At 39.8% G+C, this 19594-nt stretch carries 16 protein-coding genes; 4 read left to right on the top strand and 12 right to left on the bottom strand.

What is annotated here, in order from left to right; all coding sequences use genetic code 11:
• Positions 1 to 24 precede the first annotated feature (24 nt).
• Positions 25 to 1278 carry a D-amino acid dehydrogenase gene (locus tag AADH04_RS04970; protein WP_434779146.1) on the top strand — a complete coding sequence of 418 codons (1254 nt, stop codon included), beginning with the start codon at positions 25 to 27 and terminating at the stop codon, positions 1276 to 1278.
• Positions 1279 to 1420: 142 nt separating this feature from the next.
• Positions 1421 to 2485 carry an alanine racemase gene (alr, locus tag AADH04_RS04965; protein WP_434779145.1) on the top strand — a complete coding sequence of 355 codons (1065 nt, stop codon included), beginning with the start codon at positions 1421 to 1423 and terminating at the stop codon, positions 2483 to 2485.
• A gap of 44 nt (positions 2486 to 2529) precedes the next feature.
• Here alr and AADH04_RS04960 read toward each other — a convergent pair whose 3' ends face one another.
• Together AADH04_RS04960 and AADH04_RS04955 are read right to left on the bottom strand one after the other, a co-directional pair.
• Positions 2530 to 4221, bottom strand: coding sequence for a Na+/H+ antiporter (locus tag AADH04_RS04960; RefSeq protein WP_434779144.1), 1692 nt, complete (start codon positions 4219 to 4221; stop codon positions 2530 to 2532).
• Positions 4222 to 4597: 376 nt separating this feature from the next.
• On the bottom strand, positions 4598 to 7648 hold the full coding sequence (locus AADH04_RS04955; protein ID WP_434779143.1) for an autotransporter outer membrane beta-barrel domain-containing protein: 3051 nt from the start codon (positions 7646 to 7648) through the stop codon (positions 4598 to 4600).
• Positions 7649 to 8325: 677 nt separating this feature from the next.
• Here AADH04_RS04955 and AADH04_RS04950 point away from each other — a divergent pair.
• A complete protein-coding gene (locus AADH04_RS04950) occupies positions 8326 to 9390 on the top strand; it encodes a malate/lactate/ureidoglycolate dehydrogenase (RefSeq protein WP_434779142.1) in 1065 nt (354 codons plus the stop codon).
• A 22-nt stretch (positions 9391 to 9412) separates the two neighbouring features.
• A complete protein-coding gene (locus AADH04_RS04945) occupies positions 9413 to 9628 on the top strand; it encodes a YccJ family protein (protein ID WP_434779141.1) in 216 nt (71 codons plus the stop codon).
• A gap of 92 nt (positions 9629 to 9720) precedes the next feature.
• Here AADH04_RS04945 and AADH04_RS04940 read toward each other — a convergent pair whose 3' ends face one another.
• The 10 genes from AADH04_RS04940 to AADH04_RS04895 form a co-directional block, all read right to left on the bottom strand.
• A complete protein-coding gene (locus AADH04_RS04940) occupies positions 9721 to 10251 on the bottom strand; it encodes a YegJ family protein (protein WP_434779140.1) in 531 nt (176 codons plus the stop codon).
• A gap of 153 nt (positions 10252 to 10404) precedes the next feature.
• Entirely contained in the window at positions 10405 to 11634 is a 1230-nt protein-coding gene (locus tag AADH04_RS04935) for a beta-ketoacyl-ACP synthase (RefSeq protein ID WP_434779139.1), read from the bottom strand.
• Positions 11631 to 12362, bottom strand: a complete 732-nt coding sequence (locus AADH04_RS04930; protein ID WP_434779138.1) for a 3-ketoacyl-ACP reductase FabG2 — start codon at positions 12360 to 12362, stop codon at positions 11631 to 11633. Before AADH04_RS04930 ends, AADH04_RS04935 begins: the two co-directional genes overlap by 4 nt.
• Positions 12363 to 12833: an ApeP family dehydratase gene (locus tag AADH04_RS04925; RefSeq protein WP_434779137.1), complete on the bottom strand. Its 471-nt coding sequence runs from the start codon at positions 12831 to 12833 to the stop codon at positions 12363 to 12365. It lies immediately after the preceding gene.
• Positions 12830 to 13996 carry a beta-ketoacyl-[acyl-carrier-protein] synthase family protein gene (locus tag AADH04_RS04920; RefSeq protein ID WP_434779136.1) on the bottom strand — a complete coding sequence of 389 codons (1167 nt, stop codon included), beginning with the start codon at positions 13994 to 13996 and terminating at the stop codon, positions 12830 to 12832. Before AADH04_RS04920 ends, AADH04_RS04925 begins: the two co-directional genes overlap by 4 nt.
• Complete coding sequence (locus tag AADH04_RS04915) at positions 13993 to 14559, bottom strand: DUF3261 domain-containing protein (RefSeq protein WP_434779135.1); 567 nt, start codon at positions 14557 to 14559, stop codon at positions 13993 to 13995. Before AADH04_RS04915 ends, AADH04_RS04920 begins: the two co-directional genes overlap by 4 nt.
• Before the next feature lie 2 nt (positions 14560 to 14561).
• Positions 14562 to 16877 carry an MMPL family transporter gene (locus AADH04_RS04910; protein WP_434779134.1) on the bottom strand — a complete coding sequence of 772 codons (2316 nt, stop codon included), beginning with the start codon at positions 16875 to 16877 and terminating at the stop codon, positions 14562 to 14564.
• On the bottom strand, positions 16861 to 17460 hold the full coding sequence (locus AADH04_RS04905) for a LolA family protein (RefSeq protein WP_434779133.1): 600 nt from the start codon (positions 17458 to 17460) through the stop codon (positions 16861 to 16863). Before AADH04_RS04905 ends, AADH04_RS04910 begins: the two co-directional genes overlap by 17 nt.
• Entirely contained in the window at positions 17457 to 17885 is a 429-nt protein-coding gene (locus AADH04_RS04900) for an acyl-CoA thioesterase (RefSeq protein WP_434779132.1), read from the bottom strand. Before AADH04_RS04900 ends, AADH04_RS04905 begins: the two co-directional genes overlap by 4 nt.
• Positions 17882 to 19594 (bottom strand): glycosyltransferase family 2 protein, encoded by a 1713-nt coding sequence (locus AADH04_RS04895; RefSeq protein WP_434779131.1) that lies wholly within the window; start codon positions 19592 to 19594, stop codon positions 17882 to 17884. The genes AADH04_RS04900 and AADH04_RS04895 overlap by 4 nt, the downstream gene beginning before the upstream one ends.

Here is a 19594-nt window from a genome sequence, read left to right as displayed (position 1 = left end):
TGGTCTACACAAGAGGAAAAGCATATGCATGTTGTTATTTTGGGCGCGGGTATTTTAGGTGTGTCTACTGCTTGGTATTTGGCTGGGGAAGGGCATGAAGTGACCGTCATTGAACGGGAAAGTGGTGCCGCATTAGAAACCAGCTATGCTAATGCTGGGCAAATTTCACCAGGCTATTCTGCCCCTTGGGCTGCACCAGGTATTCCTTTTAAAGCCGTTAAATGGATGTTTGAAGAGCACGCACCTTTAGCCATTCGTCTAGATGGTTCGTGTTATCAACTAAAATGGATGAAGCAAATGCTCGATAATTGTAATGAGCGCTCATACCATATTAACAAAGCACGAATGATGCGTTTAGCCGAATATAGCCGCGATAAAATGATCCAATTGCGTGAACAAACACAGATACAGTATGAAGGACGACAACAAGGCACCTTAGAAGTGTTCCGTACTCAAAAACAAATGGATGCCATTGCTAAAGATATTGCCGTGTTAAAAGAGTGCGGCGTACCTTTTAATGTGCTTGATCGAGAAGGTTGTGTTGCCGCAGAACCAGCCTTAGCCAAAACGCAGGAAAAAATCATTGGTGGTTTACAATTACCTAATGATGAAACAGGTGATTGCCAAATGTTTACCGTCAATTTGGCTAAATTATGTGCGCAAAAAGGGGTTAAGTTTCTATACAACCATACTGTTGAGCAGGTATTACATGATGGCAGTCGTATCACCAGTATCCGTGTAAACGACCAAAGTATCGTTGCCGATGCGTTTGTGGTGGCATTGGGTTCTTATTCACGTTCATTATTGCAACAAGTAGGGATTGAGTTAAATGTGTACCCTGTTAAAGGTTATTCGTTAACCATTCCTATTAAAGACAGTGACGCATCCCCCGTATCAACCGTTATGGATGAAAAGTATAAAGTAGCCATTACCCGCTTTGATGACCGTATTCGGGTTGGGGGCATGGCCGAGTTAGCAGGGTTTGACTTAAGTTTGAACCCCAAAAGACGCGCCACTTTAGAAATGGTGGTCACCGATTTATTCCCCGATGGCGGATTAGTGGCCCAAGCTGAATTTTGGACGGGGCTGCGGCCAATGATGCCAGATGGCACGCCCGTAGTGGGCGGCACAAAATTTGATAACCTCTTTTTAAATACAGGTCACGGTACCCTTGGTTGGACAATGGGCCCAGGTTCTGGCAAAGTCTTATCTGACATCATCAGTCATAAAGAACCTGAGATCGATGCGCAGGACTTGGCCATTTCCCGTTATAAATAAGCGTAAAACAGGTTATAAAATATAACCTGTTTTTTTATTTTAGATAAGTGGCTTTAAAACGGGATTGAAATAGTTTGCAGTTACTGTTTTCCTTACTATAATCCCCATTTTATTGTTGCTCTTTGCTTGTTAAGGCCTTGTTATGCGTCCATTGACCGCACAAATTAATTTAACTCATTTAAAACACAATTACCAATTATTAAAACAACTTCATGGTAGCCGTTTATTGGCGGTATTAAAGGCCAACGCCTATGGGCATGGCGCCGTACAGTGCGCAAAAGCATTGGCTGATATGGCCGACGGCTTTGCTGTGGCGTGTATAGAAGAAGCCATTGAGTTAAGAATGAGCGGAATCAATAACCCTATTGTGTTGTTAGAAGGTGTGTTTGAACCGCAAGAGTATGCACTGATCGACCAATATACATTATGGCCAGTAATCCAAAGCCAATATCAACTAGATCACTTTTTGGCTTATGACTGGCAAGAACCCGTACATGTATGGTTAAAAATGGACTCTGGTATGAGCAGAGCAGGGTTTTTCCCGCAAGATTATGCCGATGCTTATACTCAGCTCAAACAAAGCCCTCATGTGCAGCAAATCACTAAAATGACCCATTTTGCCCGAGCAGATGAACCTGAACTTAGCATGACTGATGAGCAGATCGAACGCTTTGATCAAGTATGCCAACATTTAGAGGGTGATGAAAGCTTGGCCAATTCTGCCGCTATTTTATCTTGTCAAAAAGCACACAGACAATGGGGGCGTGGAGGCTTGGCTTTATATGGTTTATCCCCCTTAATCAGTGGTGGAAATTTTGGCTTAAAACCTGTTATGAGCTTATCGACAAAAGTATTTGGTGTGCGTGAACTGAAAGCAGGTGTACCCATTGGCTATGGTGCAACATACGTGACAGAGCAGAACACAAAAGTAGGGCTGATTGCTTGTGGTTATGCAGATGGTTACCCACGTTTGGCTTCTACTGATTCCCCCGTGTTGATAGATGGGCAGTTAAGCAGAATCATTGGACGGGTTTCTATGGATATGATTACAGTAGAGTTAACCCATATTCAGGGTGCAGGTATTGGCAGTCATGTAGAGCTTTGGGGTGAGCAGTTGAGTATTCATGACATTGCAAAACAGGCAGGGACACTGGCCTATGAGTTATTGTGCCATGTAAAACGGGCAAAATTTATTTACCTTGATTAGGGTGTGAGGCGGTTGTATTCAATAAAGTACAACCGCAGTTGATTCTAACCCAAATGTTGCCTTTCTTGATAGGCTCGAAGTGATATTTCCAATAAGTCCAATTTACGCAATTGTTCTTTAAAAATATCTTCATCAATCATTTTGTGTTTGTGTTGTTCAAATAATGTATAGCGCTCTGCTTCTAGGCCTCGTAAAAATAAACTGTTTTCTGTAATGGTTGATTGCCGTCTTTCACGGTATTTGTCAGGATCTGGTTCGTCCAGTAATTCCAAACGGTCTTCATAGTATTTTTTTGCTTTAGCATAGGCCAGCTCTATCATGGATTGATTGACACCATTATCTATTTGTTGATCTTGTTCGATCATTTCTGTATAAGCTTTTTCAACAGCGGCCAAAGCATCTTTCGTACATTCTTGTAGTAGTTTGATTTTTTTGACATTATAAATTTTATTTTCTTCTTTAGGATTGGTTAAGCCTCGCATTAATATCGGTAAAATAATCATGGCACACAGCAAAGAAAATAAAATCAAACTGGCGGCTAAAAAGATTAAAACGCCTCTTTGTGGAAAGGGTTGACCACTGTCTAAAAATAATGGAATAGACAAAACGCCCGCCAGAGTTACCGCACCGCGTACCCCTGCAAAAGTAATGATGGCAATGGCACGACTGCCTTTGATCGCAGGCTCTTTCCCCAGTTTTTTTGCCCGTTTGGAGAGCAAGCGCACCAACAGCCAAACCCAAACAAAACGAATCACCATTAAGGCAAAACCAATAATGACCACATACCAAAGTGCTGCCCATTCTCCGGTAATGATGCCAACACTGGGTAAATTAGGTAAGTGACCGATAATATGGGGAAATTGCAGACCCAATAAAATAAAAATCATGCCATTAAAGGTAAACTCCAGTGTTTGCCAAGTAGAATGAGTTTGTAGGCGTTCAGCCAAACGTTTATCCAGTGATAAGTCATTATAGCTTTGGGCGATACCTGCTGATACTGCAGCTAAAATACCAGAAACACCAATATGTTCTGCAAACAGATAAGCGGCAAAAGGCAGTAAGAATAATAAAATAATTTCAGTTGCCGTGTCCTGTCCGCCTAGTCGCACCAGAACTTTCAGAGCATGTGAATAAACCCAGTTGATGACGACACCTACAACCAAACCACCAACGGCAACCATCAAAAATTTGCCAGAAGCATCTACAATTGAAAATGTACCCGTTAATACGGCTGCTACAGCAAAACGTAAGGCAACAAGGCCAGACGCGTCGTTCATTAATGCTTCGCCTTGTAAGAGATTCATGACATTTTTGGGTACGTAGCGTTTACCAAAAATACCAGAAACGGCGACAGCGTCCGTTGGTGATAAGACTGCCGCTAAAGCGAAGGCTGCAGCCAGTGGAATACTGGGAATCAAAAAGTGGACAAATGAACCAAGCACAAAAATGGTAAAAAAAACCAAACCCAATGCCATGGCTAAGATAGCAGGTTGTTGTTCAAAGAATTCTTGTTTGGGAATACGCCAACCATCTGCAAATAGCAAAGGGGGAATAAAAAGCAGCATAAACCAGTCTGGCTCAAATGTAACATGTAGGTTAAATACATCCCAAGCTAAAATTGCGCCCATTAAAATTTGTACTAAGGGTAAGGGTAACCTAACAGGTGAAATTTTTGCCAATGCGCTGGATAAAGCCACACAAAGCAATAGAATGAGTACGGTAAAAACTATTTCCATGAGTATACCTAGAGGGTAATGATTGTTTTTATTTTTGATTATGGTTATTTTAACAAAATTGAAACATTTATTTTCATAAATATTATTTACAGAGTTTAAATTGATTGGATAAGTTCCAAGAGGACCCCGAATTTTTTATGTTAGAAGGTTCATTGAAACAGAGCCTTTTAAATAAACAATATAGTTATCATGAAAAAATGAGGGCGTGAGATACCTTTTTGTTTATTTTGACTGAATGGATTAGCAAGAAATAGAAGTTGAACTATCTTTCATTGTGATTTTGATGAGATCTTGGGTAAAGGTTGGTAGTCTTAAAAATATCAAACCCCGTATACAAATTAATTTGTATACGGGGTTTGATTGAAATCACTTATTTTTAAAAGCGATATTTGACACCAACCATACCTTCGTAACGTTTGTAGCTATTTTCGCCAAATTGCATACCAGCATGTCCCCATAGTTGCCATCTTTGTGAAAGCTTGCCTTGGAAACCTGCTTTTAATTCATAACGATTTTTTGGCTCACCACTATCTAACGTTGTGTCAGAAAATTTTAAAGAATTTTTTGCACTACTATGCCACCAATTGATTTCAGCAAAAGGTTGTATACTGTCGCCATCTAATTTATCACGGCTATATAAACGAGCACCTAAGCGGGTAATCAAACCATTTGCATCAGCATCATGAACATACATCCCATTATAATAATGGTCATCAATGTCGTAAGCACTGTAAGCAATTTGTGCTTGCGGTTCTATCATCCATTGGCGTTTTTCTCTATCGTTAAGAATAAATGCATATCCAGCTTCGATAGAGGCAGTCCAACCTTTACTGTCAAAACTTTCTTCTTTTAGGGTATTGCCTTGAATTTTATTGTCATACCAGCCAAATTGTGCCCATGTGTCTATATAAGGGCCCGTTGGTTTGTCTTCATTGCCATACCATGTTGCATAAGCACCAACACTGTACCCATCAATTTTACCTGTAGCTGTACGTTTTATACCGCTTTGTGTGTATAAAGGTGTACCTTCTGCATCGCTCTTGCTGTGTCCATAAGCACCCATTAAACCAAATAACCAGAAATTATTTTTTTCATCGGTCCAACGTGCAATGTCCCCACCAAAGTGAACCAATACAGAGTCGGTATCTACATTAACCGTTTTATTCGATTGCTTGGATTCAGTATGATTACCAACAATTCTTACCCAGCCTTCGCCAATATTACGACGCTCGACAGTATTTTTATATGAGTCGGTATATTGTGGTTCTCCTAAACGATCATGTAATGTATGCATGAACATTGTTGAACCAATGAATAAATTGTTGAGGTAAATACCTGTTTCTGGAGGAGGGGATGCTAGGGTGCGAAGATACCAGTTACCATCTTGTATACTTGAATCGACACCATGTTGAAATAAATCATATTCGTGGGCACCAGCAAGAACACGTTGCCCCAGTTTAAATGCACCTGCGGCAGATTGAGTCTCATCTAAAACTCGGATCACTTCAATGCCATCACCTACTGTTTGGGCACCTGTGCCGCCAACATTGTTGACAAAAACAGAGGTCGCTCCTGAAGCAAGTTCAGTGCTGTCAACAACCAGCATATCACTGGCACTATTTACATCTCCTTCATTAAGTACAGTATCAACAATTAAGGAGCCTGAGTTTGAAACATAGCGACCACCAGCAGCAACCCCAGCAGTTGCGCCACCACTAATCACCAAAACATCTCCAGCTAAGGCGTTGCCAGAACTTAAGTCAATTGTACCGCTGTTATCAAAACTTTGGACATTATGTATTTGACCTTGCACTGAGCCGCCAAGAGACATTGCATTTGCAGTATAACCTGTTGCGTATTCATCAGTGCTGTTAAGGGTGGTTGCTTGCCCATTATCACCTAAAAGTTTCAATGTGCCTGTATTGACGATTTGGTTATTGCTTCCAGAACCAAGGTTTGCCACTGCAACGCGTATGTTATCTCGTAGGCCATCACCATCTGTATCGGCAAAACCACGTAATTCAAATGAACCTGTATTATTTAGGGTATTGTCTCCAGAACCTAAATTAATTGTCCCTGTAATCACGCCAGAGTTGTTAATTACGGTTGTTGTGCTGGTTAAAGCTGCTGCAGTTTCTAGTGTTTCTATGGCTCTATCTGAAGCGGCACCAATGATCCCTGCATTATTGACAGTTGCCGTATTGGCTTCTGCGCCAAGCAATACACCTACCGCAGCATTTGGGTTGCGTATTGTATAACTGCCTGTGTCAAATAGAGGGTCAGAAGACCATCCACCTTGTATCGATGCGTCTGAACCAATAGTAAGGGTAACAGGACCATTTTGTTGGCTTAAAGAAACAATCGCTGCGCTATTTTCACCTGTGGCTAGAACAGAACCTAGTGTTGTTAGGTTATTGGCACCACTTGCGTTGTTTAATTCAATACCAATTGAGCCTTGCCCAGTCGTTTTAATCATTGTGCCTGACACAGTATCTACGTTGATTGCACCAGAACCTGTGGCAGACGTTTTTTGTGCGGCAATGCCTTCACTAAAGTCAACGCCGTCAATATCGATATTGCCAGCTGTAATATTAATATCAGCAGTGTCAGATGAGGAAACTGCTCGTACACCAATTAATCCTGCAGATGGACCTAACTGGCTGCTTCCGCGTATGGCAATTGTTCCTGCTGTTGTATCAACAGTAATATCTTCTTTGACAGAAATCTCAACAGCTGCGTCATAATCAGGCATATTTGTGCTATGAGAAACAATGGTCATATTACCTGTTTTGAGGTTAGCAGAATTAATGCTGATTGATGAGTTTGACTGAATATCGATACCATTGATATTGCCTCCTTCAACATAAATATTTGATCTGCTTAAGTCGGCTTCTACTGTTTCTGCTTTAAATTCAATGCCTGAAAGTCCAGGGGCAGAGTCTGGTCCTGCACCATATACAGTTAAATTAAACATTGAATTTGGGTCGTTTGCATTAAAAACCAATTTATTACCCGCACCAGATGCAAGTAGTCGAACACCTGTAACGCCAGGGTTTCCTCCTCTGCCGTCCACAAGCATATCCACTGTGCCAAGCATATTCTGGGTATAGTTTCCTGTGGTTTGAATATCTACCCCAATATTAGGAGCAACGCCAATTTTATTCAGATTAAAGGGGTTAGATCGTCCATCAAAGTTGACTGTGTAATCACCAACCAAACCACTATAATTAATGCCTGAGGTATAGTTGTTTCCTGATGAAGTACAATTAATTGTGCCTCCACCAGTAGGTGCAATACCACATTCGTCGTTTGCTAGAGCAGTGTTAGGCATAAGGCATAACATAGAGTTGGTCAGGCCTAAAATAACTGCAACTCCTGTGCTTTTGAGGCGGAAATGTTTTTTATCTGTATTTCGATGCTGAGACATAGGGTCAAAAATCTTTCGTAATGAATAAATTGGTTAGGGTGTTTAATCATTATTGATCATAAAAATATGAATTTCTGGTTGTGAATCTTCGTAGGTATCCATATTTTTATGATCAATAACTGTTAGTGTATTTAAATTATATGTTAACTGTTCATTTAAATATCTAAAATCGGAATTATAAATAATAGTTGTATACAATTCCAATTTAACCTATCAAAAAGGAGAGAGATAAACTTAAGTGATGTATTTTTACATCAAAAAAATTATCTGGTTTTCTTTGGGATGTGCAGCTAATAATTGCCTATCTGATTGTTATCTTATTGGTTATTCTTTATGTGTCTGTTAGCATGAGTGTTTGACCATTTTAGTGTGTAATTGATGTATACATTCTTTGGTTCGGTAGTGAAATAAGGGCAAAGAGTCTTGTGATCATTTAAATACCAATAATAATATTCGCTTATTGATGGTTTTAAAAATTTTCATACTTCTTTAAGTTAAAATTGGGTCGAAGACAGCGTTAAACTAAGAATATAGCCAGTATGAGATGGTTATATGTGGGCATTATTGTTACCGTAATCAAGTCCGCTTCAAATACACGTCATTAAATAAGGTGTAATATGGCTGTTTTAGGCGTATAAGCTTTAAGGATAATAAATCATTTACGTAGGGAAATATATATGAATATTGCTGCTCAAAGCTTACAAAAAATTGTACAAGCTTTTTTAGAAAATGCAGGAAGTTCTGCTGATGAAGCATTGTGTGTGGCAGAACATTTGGTTCAAGCCAATTTAAAAGGGCATGATAGCCATGGTGTGGGTATGTTGGTTCAGTATGCTAAATCTATCCAAGAAGGTTTGCTTAAACCCAATACAGCAGCAAGGTTAATTAATGACGCGGGAGCTGTATTGCAGTTTTCAGGCGATAGAGGTTATGGACAACGTACGGGTAAAGAAGCCATGGCAGCAGCTATTGAGCGTGCCAAACAAACAGGTGTTTGCTTGATGACTTTGGCCAAAACAAATCATTTAGGGCGAATTGGTACTTATGGCGAACAAGCTGCAGCAGCAGGCATGATTTCTGTTCATTTTGTGAATGTGACCGATTTTAATGCTGCTTTGGTTGCGCCTTTTTGTGGGTCAGCGGCAAGGTTTGGTACCAACCCTATTTGCATTGCCATGCCTAAAAGCCCTGAAAACCCAGCATTTATTTTGGATTTTGCCACCAGTATTGTGGCTTTGGGTAAAACAAGAGTGGCTTATTTGGCCGGTAAAAAATTTGATGAAGAAGTGATGTTAGATGCAAAAGGGCATCCAACAAATGATCCTAAAGCCATGTGGGAAGAGCCAACTGGTGCATTGCGTCCCATTGCCAAACATAAAGGTGGCGGTTTGATTATGGCTTGTGAATTTTTGGCAGGTTTGCTTTCTGGTGGTGGAACATTCCAACCTGAGAATCCAAGAGAAGGTGCGATTGTGAATAATATGACCACTTTTGTGGTAGACCCAACAAAATTAGCCGCAAAAGACTGGTTTGGGGCAGAGTATGATGCCATGATTGATTATATTCGCTCATCTCCAGCACCTTTTCCAGATGAACATCCCATTTTGATTTCAGGGGAACCAGAAATCAGAACTGCTGCACAACGTTTGGCAAATGGTATTGATATTTCAGATAATGAGTGGCAAGCTATTACAGATGCTGGTGTGGCTCTAGGTATGAGACAAGCTTCGTTCAGTTATTAAAACAATGTAAAAGGAGAAAAATATGAAAACCAAACAAGATATTGAAGCATGGGCAAATGTACGTGAAACCTCTATCGAAATTGCGGAGGCCATTTTTGAGTTGGCAAAAGATGATGAAGCTTTGGCTGAACAAATTTGGGAAGAAGGCAGTGATGAAGTATTGGTAAAAGCTTTTGCTAAAACAGATGCAGAACGGTTGTTTTGGGGTACTGAAACGATGGAGCGATCTGATCTTTAATTTTTAGTTCATGAGTGTCCAAGTACAGTTTTATGCATTTAAACCCTATACAAGGTAATCAGTATAGGGTTTAAATTTGTTCAAAGTATTATTTACTCGGCAAAGTTGAGGCCTGTTTCTTGATCAAATGCTTGTTTTTCTGCATCACTCATTGCGTCACGCATCACACGAACGGTATAGCCACCGTAAGTTTTGTTGGTTTTTGTATCAGTAAACATCCAATCGCTGATTTGGTTTTGCTCGATTGCTGTTATTGTGTCGCCGTATTCAAAGCCAACATTTTCAACAGGGGTATTGTAAATTATGCCTGAATAGTTTTTTTTGTCATACTGAATATCACTTACCCATATATGTTCTTTTGAACCTGATTGTGTTGGAAAGCCGACTTTAATGGTAAAGCCAGAGTATTGGTTGGTGTCATTTTCATTAAATGCTTTTTCGAATTGGTGGAAAGTTGTTCTGGCTGTTTGAATGGCCTTATTCATTGCTTTGTCATCATGTTTGAAATAGACAACAGGGTCCTCAGTATCATTAGTGTTGGCTAACTGAGCTTTTTCTGTTTCTGTACATGCGCCTAATAATATTATTAATAAGCTGATAATAAGTATGTTTTTATATTTCATCTTTTTCTGTTGTTCATAAAGCGATTAAAATGAGTTGCTCATTTGTCATCTTGGGTTAATAAGATGGGGCATAAAGATTAAACGGAATCGATAATGATTGCTTGCACAATTTAAAATGAATCATTGCTATTATGGATTCTTCTTTTAACCTGATTATGCCCACCGTTTAATAATTAATGAGGTGTTGATCCCGCCAAAAGCAAAATTATTGGATTGAATGTATTCAATATCCATTGTTCGACCTTCTTGCATAATGTAATCTAATTGACCACATTCAGGGTCAGGCTCTGTTAAATTGATGGTTGGTGCAAACCACTTATTTCGCATCATTTCAATACTCAGCCAAGCTTCCATTGCACCACAAGCGCCTAAAGTATGACCAAAATAGCTTTTAAGGGAAGATATCGGGGTATTGGTGCCAAAAATATTGGCTGTCGCTAAACTTTCTGCCACATCACCTCTGGCAGTTGCAGTGCCATGAGCACTTAAGTAGCCAATCGCTTCAGGGGGTAATTGTGCATTTTGTAGGGCTTGTTCCATACAAATTTGCATGGTTTCTTTTCTGGGTTGGGTAATATGGCTGGCATCACAATTGCTGGCAAAGCCTACAATTTCACCATAAATGGTGGCACCACGTGCCATCGCATGGTTTAACTCTTCTAAAATTAATGTGCAGGCGCCTTCACCAATAACTAAACCATCACGATTTTTGTCAAAAGGACGAGGAGAGTGTTCAGGTTGATCATTCATTTGGCTCGTGGCAAATAAGGTATCAAATACGGCTGCTTCTGATGGGCAAAGCTCTTCTGCGCCACCTGCAATCATAACCGTTTGGTAACCATGTTTAATGGCTTCGTATGCATAACCAATGGCTTGACTGCCAGAGGTACAAGCGCTGGAAGTGGGGATAACACGTCCCTTTAAGCCAAAAAATAGCCCAGTGTTAACGGCTGTAGTATGTGACATCATTTGTACATAGGTAGTGGCTGTAATGCTGTACACATTTTTATTGTTGAGCATGTTGCCAAATTCACCCACTTGTTTGGTGCTGCCAGTAGATGAACCATAAGCAATGCCAGTTTGTCCATTGCTGAGGACTTCATGATTCAATAGATTTGCTTGTTCTAAAGCAAGCTCGGTGGCACGGGTTGACATAATCGATACTGGCCCCATTGAGCGTAATTGCTTACGGGTATAGTGTTTGGGAATGGTAAAATTTTGAATAGGGCCTGCCAATTTAGTGTTCAGACCTGCATACTCTTCCCATTCAGGCATGTATTTAATCGCATTTTGACCGTCTTTGAGTTTTTGCATAATGCTTTGGCTGTCTTGCCCAAATGCGGTGATCCCACCCATTCCTGTAATGACAACTCTATTTGTCATAACATGCCTCCATTAATTGAAATAACTTGACGCGTAATGTATGCAGCATTGTCTGACATTAAAAAATTTGCCAAAGCAGCCACTTCTTCTACTTGCCCCATTCTGCCCATTGGAATCATCCGCATGGCTTCTTCTTTTGCTTGTTCTTCCATGTCTAAGATGCCTGTATCAATTAAACCTGGTGCAATGCAGTTAACAGTAATTTTGCGTTTGGCGAGCTCAACTGCTAAAGCTTTACATGCACCAATAATGCCTGCTTTTGCTGCACTGTAGTTTACTTGTCCTCGGTTGCCCATAATGCCTGAAACAGATGATAAAACAATAATACGTCCGCCTTGCTTGAGTCGAATCATGGGCATGATGCAAGGATGAATCACATTGTAAAAACTATCCAGATTGGTGTGGATCACATCATCCCAATCTTCATCTGTTAAAGCTGGAAAAGCACCATCTTTAATGATACCTGCATTATTAACAATGCCGTAATAAGCACCATTTTGTTCTATATCTTGCTCTAATGTTTGGCGGCAATCTTGTTTATTGCTGATGTCAAAACACAATAAGCGACCTTGTCCATTCAACTGCTCAATTTGATTGAGCGTCTGTTCTGCACCTGCTTTATCTTTTAAATAATGCACCACAATGGTGAAATTTTGTTTGGCTAATTCTATGGCAATTGCTTGTCCAATTCCTTTGCTTGCGCCTGTAACCAATACAGTACGATTCATTTAGGTATTCCTTTCCAATAAAGCATTAATTTCTTCAGTATTTGGTTCAAAGACATTGATTTTGGCTGAGGCAATCATGTCTTGATCAATCAAAACGGCACAATCAAAATTAGCCAGTCTCTCATCTTGGAGTAATAATTTTGCTTGGATATGTAAAGTGGTGTTTGGTGGATATTCAGCTTGGATCGTTTTGAATGCACGAGAGCCCAGTAACAGGCCAATTTGTGGGGCTTTATTGTGTGCCTTTGCATGAAAACCATTCCATACGCCAACTGTTTGTGCCATGATTTCCAATAAAAACCATGCAGGCAAATGATCATTTTCATTTAAAAATGGTGCCAGTACCCCTGTTTTATTGATTTGTACGGTGCATTCAATTGTTTCTGGGTCAACGGCATAGAGTTGATCCAAGAGTACCATAGGCGCTTCATGTGGCAGATAATCTGCAACAGGTAAAAAAGAATTCATCATCGGTTTCCTAAAATCAAGCAAGCATTATTGCCCCCAAAAGCAAAAGAGTTAGATAAAATAGTCTTTTGCTTCAAGTTAAGATGACCCTTGACTAATTGAATGGGGGCAAGTGCGGCATCTTGAGGTGAGTGTGTAAAGTCTTGTTGGGGTAAAGGTAAATTGTCTTGTAAGATCAATGCGCTGATAATTGCTTCGGTAATACCTGCCGCGCCAAGGGTATGCCCCGTTAAATGTTTGGTTGAGCTACATGGCGTTTGGTCTGCAAAAACTTGATAAACAGCTTTTGATTCTGCATCATCGTTTAAACGAGTCGCTGTACCATGTAAATTGATATAACCAATATTTTCAGGCGTGAGTTTGGCATGGGCAAGCGCTTTTTGCATGGCATTTTTTGCTCCTATGCCTTCGGGATGTGGGGCAGACATATGCCATGCATCTGATGATTCACCAAAACCCAAAATGCTTAAATCACTTTGTTCTTTACTTAAAATCATCAGCCCAGCTGCTTCGCCAATATTGATGCCATCTCTGTCTTGAGCAAAAGGCAAACACTGTTTTGTAGAAATGGCTTCTAAGCTATTGAAACCATTGATGGCCATTTTGCATAAGCTGTCGGCGCCGCCCACAATTGCTGCATCGACAAGGCCAGCTTTAAGTAGGCGATAACCACTAATGATGGCTCGAGCGCTGGATGAACAAGCTGTTGAAATGGTATAAGATGGGCCAGTTAGGCCAAGATATTTGGCCAAAAATTCACCTGCATCGCCGAACTGTTGTTGTTGATAGTCAAAACCATCAGCTAAAACGCCATAGGTTAAGTAGTGTGCAATAGCCAATTCACCCTCATAAATGCCAGAGGTGCTGGTACCCATAATAACGGCAATACGATTGTGTCCAAATTGGCTGATTAAATTGTCTACTTGTGGGCGAATTTGTTCTAAAGCTGCCAGTATTAACTGATTGTTTCTAGAATTGTGTTGACTCAGGTCGGGGGGGACTAAAGGTAAATCTGCTTGAACTTGCCCAAGAAAGGTGGTCTGTTGATTAGTTAACCAGCTATTATTTGATTTTAAACCAGTTTGTCCTTCTTTTAAGGCAGAACTGATGCTTTTACAATCAGATCCTAGGGCATTGATGGCACCAAACGCATTGCAATAAATCATGGCTCGTCATCCATATTTGTCAGTGTGATTTCATAACCAAAATAATGCTGTTTTAAGGAAACAGGTTCACGTTTATTGTGTTGGTTTTGATAATGAATTTCGGTAATCGTTTCACCTTTATTATTTTTTAAAAGGCGTTGTTGTTCTGTATCCGTTAATGTCCAACCTTCAGGTAAATGGTTTTGCCAAACAGCAGTGGGCCAGTAGCTGAGCATAATATCGCTTAATACCTGAGGGGCAGGTGGTAATTGTGCTATTTTAATAAATTGTTTGGTTTGAATGCCTTGCTGGTTATACTGTACGGTAAATAATCGTATGCCAATTGCAGATAAACCAACCAGTTTAATTTCTTGTTCATTGGCATCCAATAAAACCATTAAAGAATGTTGCTGTCCTTTAACTGTGGTTGTTAAGAGCTGTTGCTTATGGATATCCATGGCAATACCTGGCGGAGGTAAGGTGATTTTTGTGCCGCGAGTGAGCCAAGCTTCATTGTTTTGTTTGGTCGCGCAACCGGCCAATAAGAGGATAAGGCTTAATAGCCAGATATTAAAATATTTCATGCCTATTTTGTATCCTTTTTCGATGTTTGTGTGGGGAGCGCAATGGGCGCCAATAAAAAAGCAGTAAAAATACCTGCGCTTAATACTAGCCCAAAGCCACTAATGGCTTGCGTATGACTAAACCCTAAAAGCCCAAAGGTCAATTCTGTTGTCAGGGCAGCCATAAAAACAGATAAGGCAACTGTGGTAGGGGTGATGTGTTGATTACTAAAAAACAGGGTGTAATCAATGCCAATACCCAAAACAAGAATTAAAGCCAATAAGGAGAATAAATTAACGGTTTGTCCTGTTAAAGCTAAGATGCTTAAACTGGTTGTCAGTGCCAAAACCAACGGTAGAGTACAGCGGATGCCACGAATAACCCCCATTTTATAAATAAACAGCAAACAAATAAGTCCTAACGCACCAACGAGCAACCAAGATAAATAAAGTCGGTACGTTGCAAATAGCTCACTTAGTTCGGTTTTTCTGTCTACCCAGTGTACACCTGCTACTTGTGTGCTGATGTTTTTTAATTCAGCAGGTTGCGCGATACCATGTAGTGGCACCAAGACAGCACTTTGCCCACTATCTAAACTGAGCCATAAGGTTCGCCATGCTTCGCTAACTGGGTGAGCTAGCCATGTGTTTATATCGACCAAATTTGAATCCATTGTAGAGATATTGGCTTGAATGCCTTCTTTTTGTAGTGCAGTTAGAACAGTTGGCATTTTTTCTTGTATGAGAGCCAGATGTTCTTTTTGTTTTTTTAATGAAGGCAAGGGCAGTATATTAAAATCGTCTAAAACTTGGTTTTGTTTCGCCTGATTCAATAAAACAGACACGTGTTCTAACCTTTGTAAGGTTTCCTGCGCATCATTGCCATAAACAATCAGCCATTTTTGGTCATTATTTTGACCTGTTAATTGTGCTATTTTGTGCTCTTGTTGTTGTAATGATTTGGGTAATGCCTGTAGTTTACCAATGTCATCATCTGCTTTTAATTGGCTTAAACCAATTAAAGAGACAATAAAAATCAATGCAGGTAAACCATAACGAATCAGGTTGTTTTGTTGCCATAGATTCAGCCAAGAGCTTATTAAGCGTGTCGAAATATTGGGGCGAGTCGGTAATTTTTTAGCTAAAAATGGGTACCAGCCCACTACAGTAAAAAAGGCACCAGCTAAACCTGCTATGGCAAACACAGCCAATTGTTGCAAACCTGCAAAAGGGGCAAAGAGTAAGCAAACATAGGCACTGATACTGGAGGCTAAGGCAAGAGCCAATGTTGGGAGCAACTTGTTCAGACTGAATAAAGGCGTTTCATCTTTGCCATGAACCATGCGCTCTGTTAAATAATGCAAGGCATAATCAATCGAAATCCCCACAACACTGGTGCTCATCACCAACGTCATGATGTGTATTTGACCAAAGCAAGCCAAAACGGCAGTGATGCCCGCTAAGACACCTACAGCCAAAGACAATAAGGTCAAAATAATGGGTTGTATGGAACGGAATACCAGTAAAATCAATAAAATAATACCAAGTGTTGACGCCACACCAATGGTGGAAATATCTTTTTGGGCTAGTTCGCTGGCGTAATTGCTGTAAAAAACCGTACCTCTTTGTAAGACTTCTGTGCCAGGAAACTGCTGTTTTAAATTGTGTTCTAGGCTTAAGAAGGTATTAACGATATTGCGTGCACTGTTCATATCAAAAGAAGAGTGTTTGAGCTGTGCATGCACAAAATACCAAGTATTGCCTTGTTCATCTTCACTATACAGCCAGCCATTATCCATTTGTAATGCCCGAGCGTTTTTTTGTTGATCCAGTTGAATGGCTCGAGTTAATAATAGTGGGTCATGTTTTAATTCTTGTGAACCTACTCCTGCAAAAGGAGAATAAATTTGACTTAAAATCCAGTCTGTATGGGTATTGTTTTTAAGTCTTTGTTCTGTTGCTGCGTCAAGCAGTACCGCTTTATGTTGAAAGAAAAACTGCCCCCATTGTTGTTGGGTTTGTGGAGTCATCTGTGTTGAAACAGAGCCAATAGAGGGCTGTTTTTTTAACTCATTAATCCACCATTTTGCCGGTTCTGCATCCAGAGCAGTGGGTGACTTAATTAACCAAATAACCTGTTTATCGAGCCTTGAACTGAACCCCTCTAAAATAGAATCGGGAATATCAGCATAATGCTCCTGTGGCAATAAGGCCATGACACTGGTGTTGATCTGGCTGCGTGGCAGTAAAATGCACAGCAATATGCCTAGGGCAATAACGGTTATTGTCCATAATAATGCAAAAAATGTATATTTTTTCTGATTATTTAAAGTAAGCACGTTCGTTCGCTTGTAAGGTTGTGGGGGTTAGTTTGTGGTTAAAAAAACGGATATTGGTTTGGTCTGCCTGTTTGTCATGCACTTGAATGTTTTCTAATACCTGTTTACCCGATAGAGTAATGGTGTTAAAAATTTTATTCAGTGGCTCTTTTTTAGGGGTCAGCGTAATCACCCAACCTGTTTGTTTTTCTTGTAACTTAATGACAAAATTTTGTTCTAATGTTTTTTTGTCTGCCTTAAATAAAGAGGATAAAAGGCTATTAAATTGAAACAACTGAGGGTTTTGCTTGGCTGTAATCACTTGTGGCTGATTCCCTGCTGTGCTTTGTTTCATGACTTGATTAGTGAGTAAAAGTGTTAAATCAAATGGTTTTGTTTGATGCCACCATAAACCATCTTGTTGTGACACAATAATTGTGCCAGAAGATAAAATGGGCTTTGACACACCACTGATGCTCCGTTTTTGCTCAAATTCAGCACGTACAATTGGGTGTGCACCTAATTGTTGTTGTATGTCGTCTAAAGTAATTGCATGTAAATGGCTACTGAATAAGCCAAATAATATTAATGTCCATTTTTTCATTGTGAGATGCCCAATTTTTCTAAAAGGATGGTAGGAGAGGCAAAACACATTTCTCCTGTTTCTTCCAATACCGCTACTTGAATAGTGTGTGCTTTCGTGGTGATTTTATTGGTTTGGCAATCAATAATTTTATAATCAAAGCGTAAGCGGTTTTCATATTCTGTCATGTCAGTATGTACACGAATTTTTTGTTCAAAATGTAAAGGGGCAATATATTTGACCCGTGTGTCAATAACGGGCCATACATAGCCTGAAAGACGCATTTTTCGATAACCATAATCAATGCTTGCCAATAAATGTTCGCGGGCATTTTCAAAGTAACGAAAATAATTGCCATGCCATACCACACCCATTGGATCCGTATCGTAAAAGGGAACCGTTAATTCAAATGTACCAGATAAAATGGCTTGTTTGTTTTTACTCATTCATGATCCTTTTTGGAAGGTAGGTTTAATTGCCAAAATGGGTAGAAATTAAACCAGTCTAAAGGAGAAATAAGGCAGTGTTCCTCCAATTTTTTTGCATATAAATCTACCGCAGCTTGCAGGGAAGCTTGCCTTGTTTGTCGTGGTAAGGTGAGAGGATTGGCAAACTCTTCAAAATAAATAATGTATTGGTTTGCGGGTTTTAAGCCAAACATCAAAAAAACAGGGCATTTTAATGTGGCGGCTAAAATAAAGGGGCCTTGTGGGAAGGGGGCTTTTTCTCCTAAAAAAGAAGACCAGATGATTCGTTCAGTCTCTTGACGATGGTATTGGCTCACAGGGGTTCTGTCACCTACAATAGCAATCCATTCGCCTTGTTCCAATTTTTGTTGTAACAAAATAATTGTGTCTGGCCCAATATCAGTCACTTCAATCAAGTTAATGCTTGATTGCGGGTTGATTTCTTTGAGGACTTGATTAAATCCTTTTGCGTGTTGGGTAAAAACCAATGCATTGATTTTCACTTTACTGCCCATTTCCCCTAATGCACGACATACCTCGATATTCCCTAAATGGGAACATAAAATAAGGGTGCCTTCTTTTTTTTCTTTTTGTGCTAAGTAGGTTGCTTTTTGTGGGAAGACCACATCTTGGTGAGACATTTTACCCAACCATGAAGACAGCTTATCCAAAATGGATCCAGCAAAATGCATAAAGTGTTTGAAACTGCTTAAATCAGAAGGGATTGTTTTACCTTGTGTTTGTGCAAAATGTTTGATTTTGGCTAAATAAGCCTCAGATGCTTTTTTCTGGTTGCTACCTGTGAGCCAAAAATAGCAAATAACGGGGTAAAGTAAACATTTAAAAACGGTAGAACCGAACAAGCAGTAACTTTTTAGCAGGAAGCGCATACCCCATAAACCTTGTCGTTCTTTCGTCTTTGACCAATGTTTATTAGCCTCTGGTTTTTGTTTATGTAATAAAAGGTAAGGCATTTTGGGTAACATCGAAAAAAATAGTCGAGTATGCATCCAAGAAATACGCACATTGTCTTTTAGCGCATCAAAATGAGAGAGACCATTTTCAGGGTAAATGACTTTGGTTGGGATAAAATAAATAGGCGTATTTTGCCAATATAAACGCACCATCACTTCAATATCAAAATCCATACGTTTACCCAGCCGATGTTTTTTTGCCAAGGTATGCATTGTGGTAACAGGGTATACCCTAAAACCACACATACTGTCTTTTATTGAAAATGATAACGTTTCCAGCCATACCCAAAAGTGGGTGATATAACGACCATATAGTCGACTTTTAGGCACTGAATCATCATAAATAGGTGCGCCTGAAATCAGAGCTGTTGGGTTATCTTTGGCTTTTTGAATTAACTTGGGGATATCGGTTAATTGATGTTGGCCATCTGCATCGATTTGAATGGCATGAGTGTATTTTTGTCCGAAGGCAACATCAAAAGCAGTCAATACTGCTCCTCCCTTGCCTTGATTGGTTTGATGACGAATCAATGTTACCCATGGGTAACATTGAGCCAAGTTTTTTAACATACTTGCTGTAGGTTCTGAACTGGCATCATCAACAATAATGCAGGGTAAATTGAAAGGTTGTAGGGACAACAATACCGCTTCCATAGTATGGCCATGGTTGTAGCAGGGGATAATGACACAAGGGTTAAAAGTATTGTTGTTCAT

The organism is Neisseria sp. Ec49-e6-T10 (assembly GCF_051132615.1).
Classification (GTDB): Bacteria; Pseudomonadota; Gammaproteobacteria; order Burkholderiales; family Neisseriaceae.
This window is presented reverse-complemented; position numbering and strand designations above follow the sequence as displayed.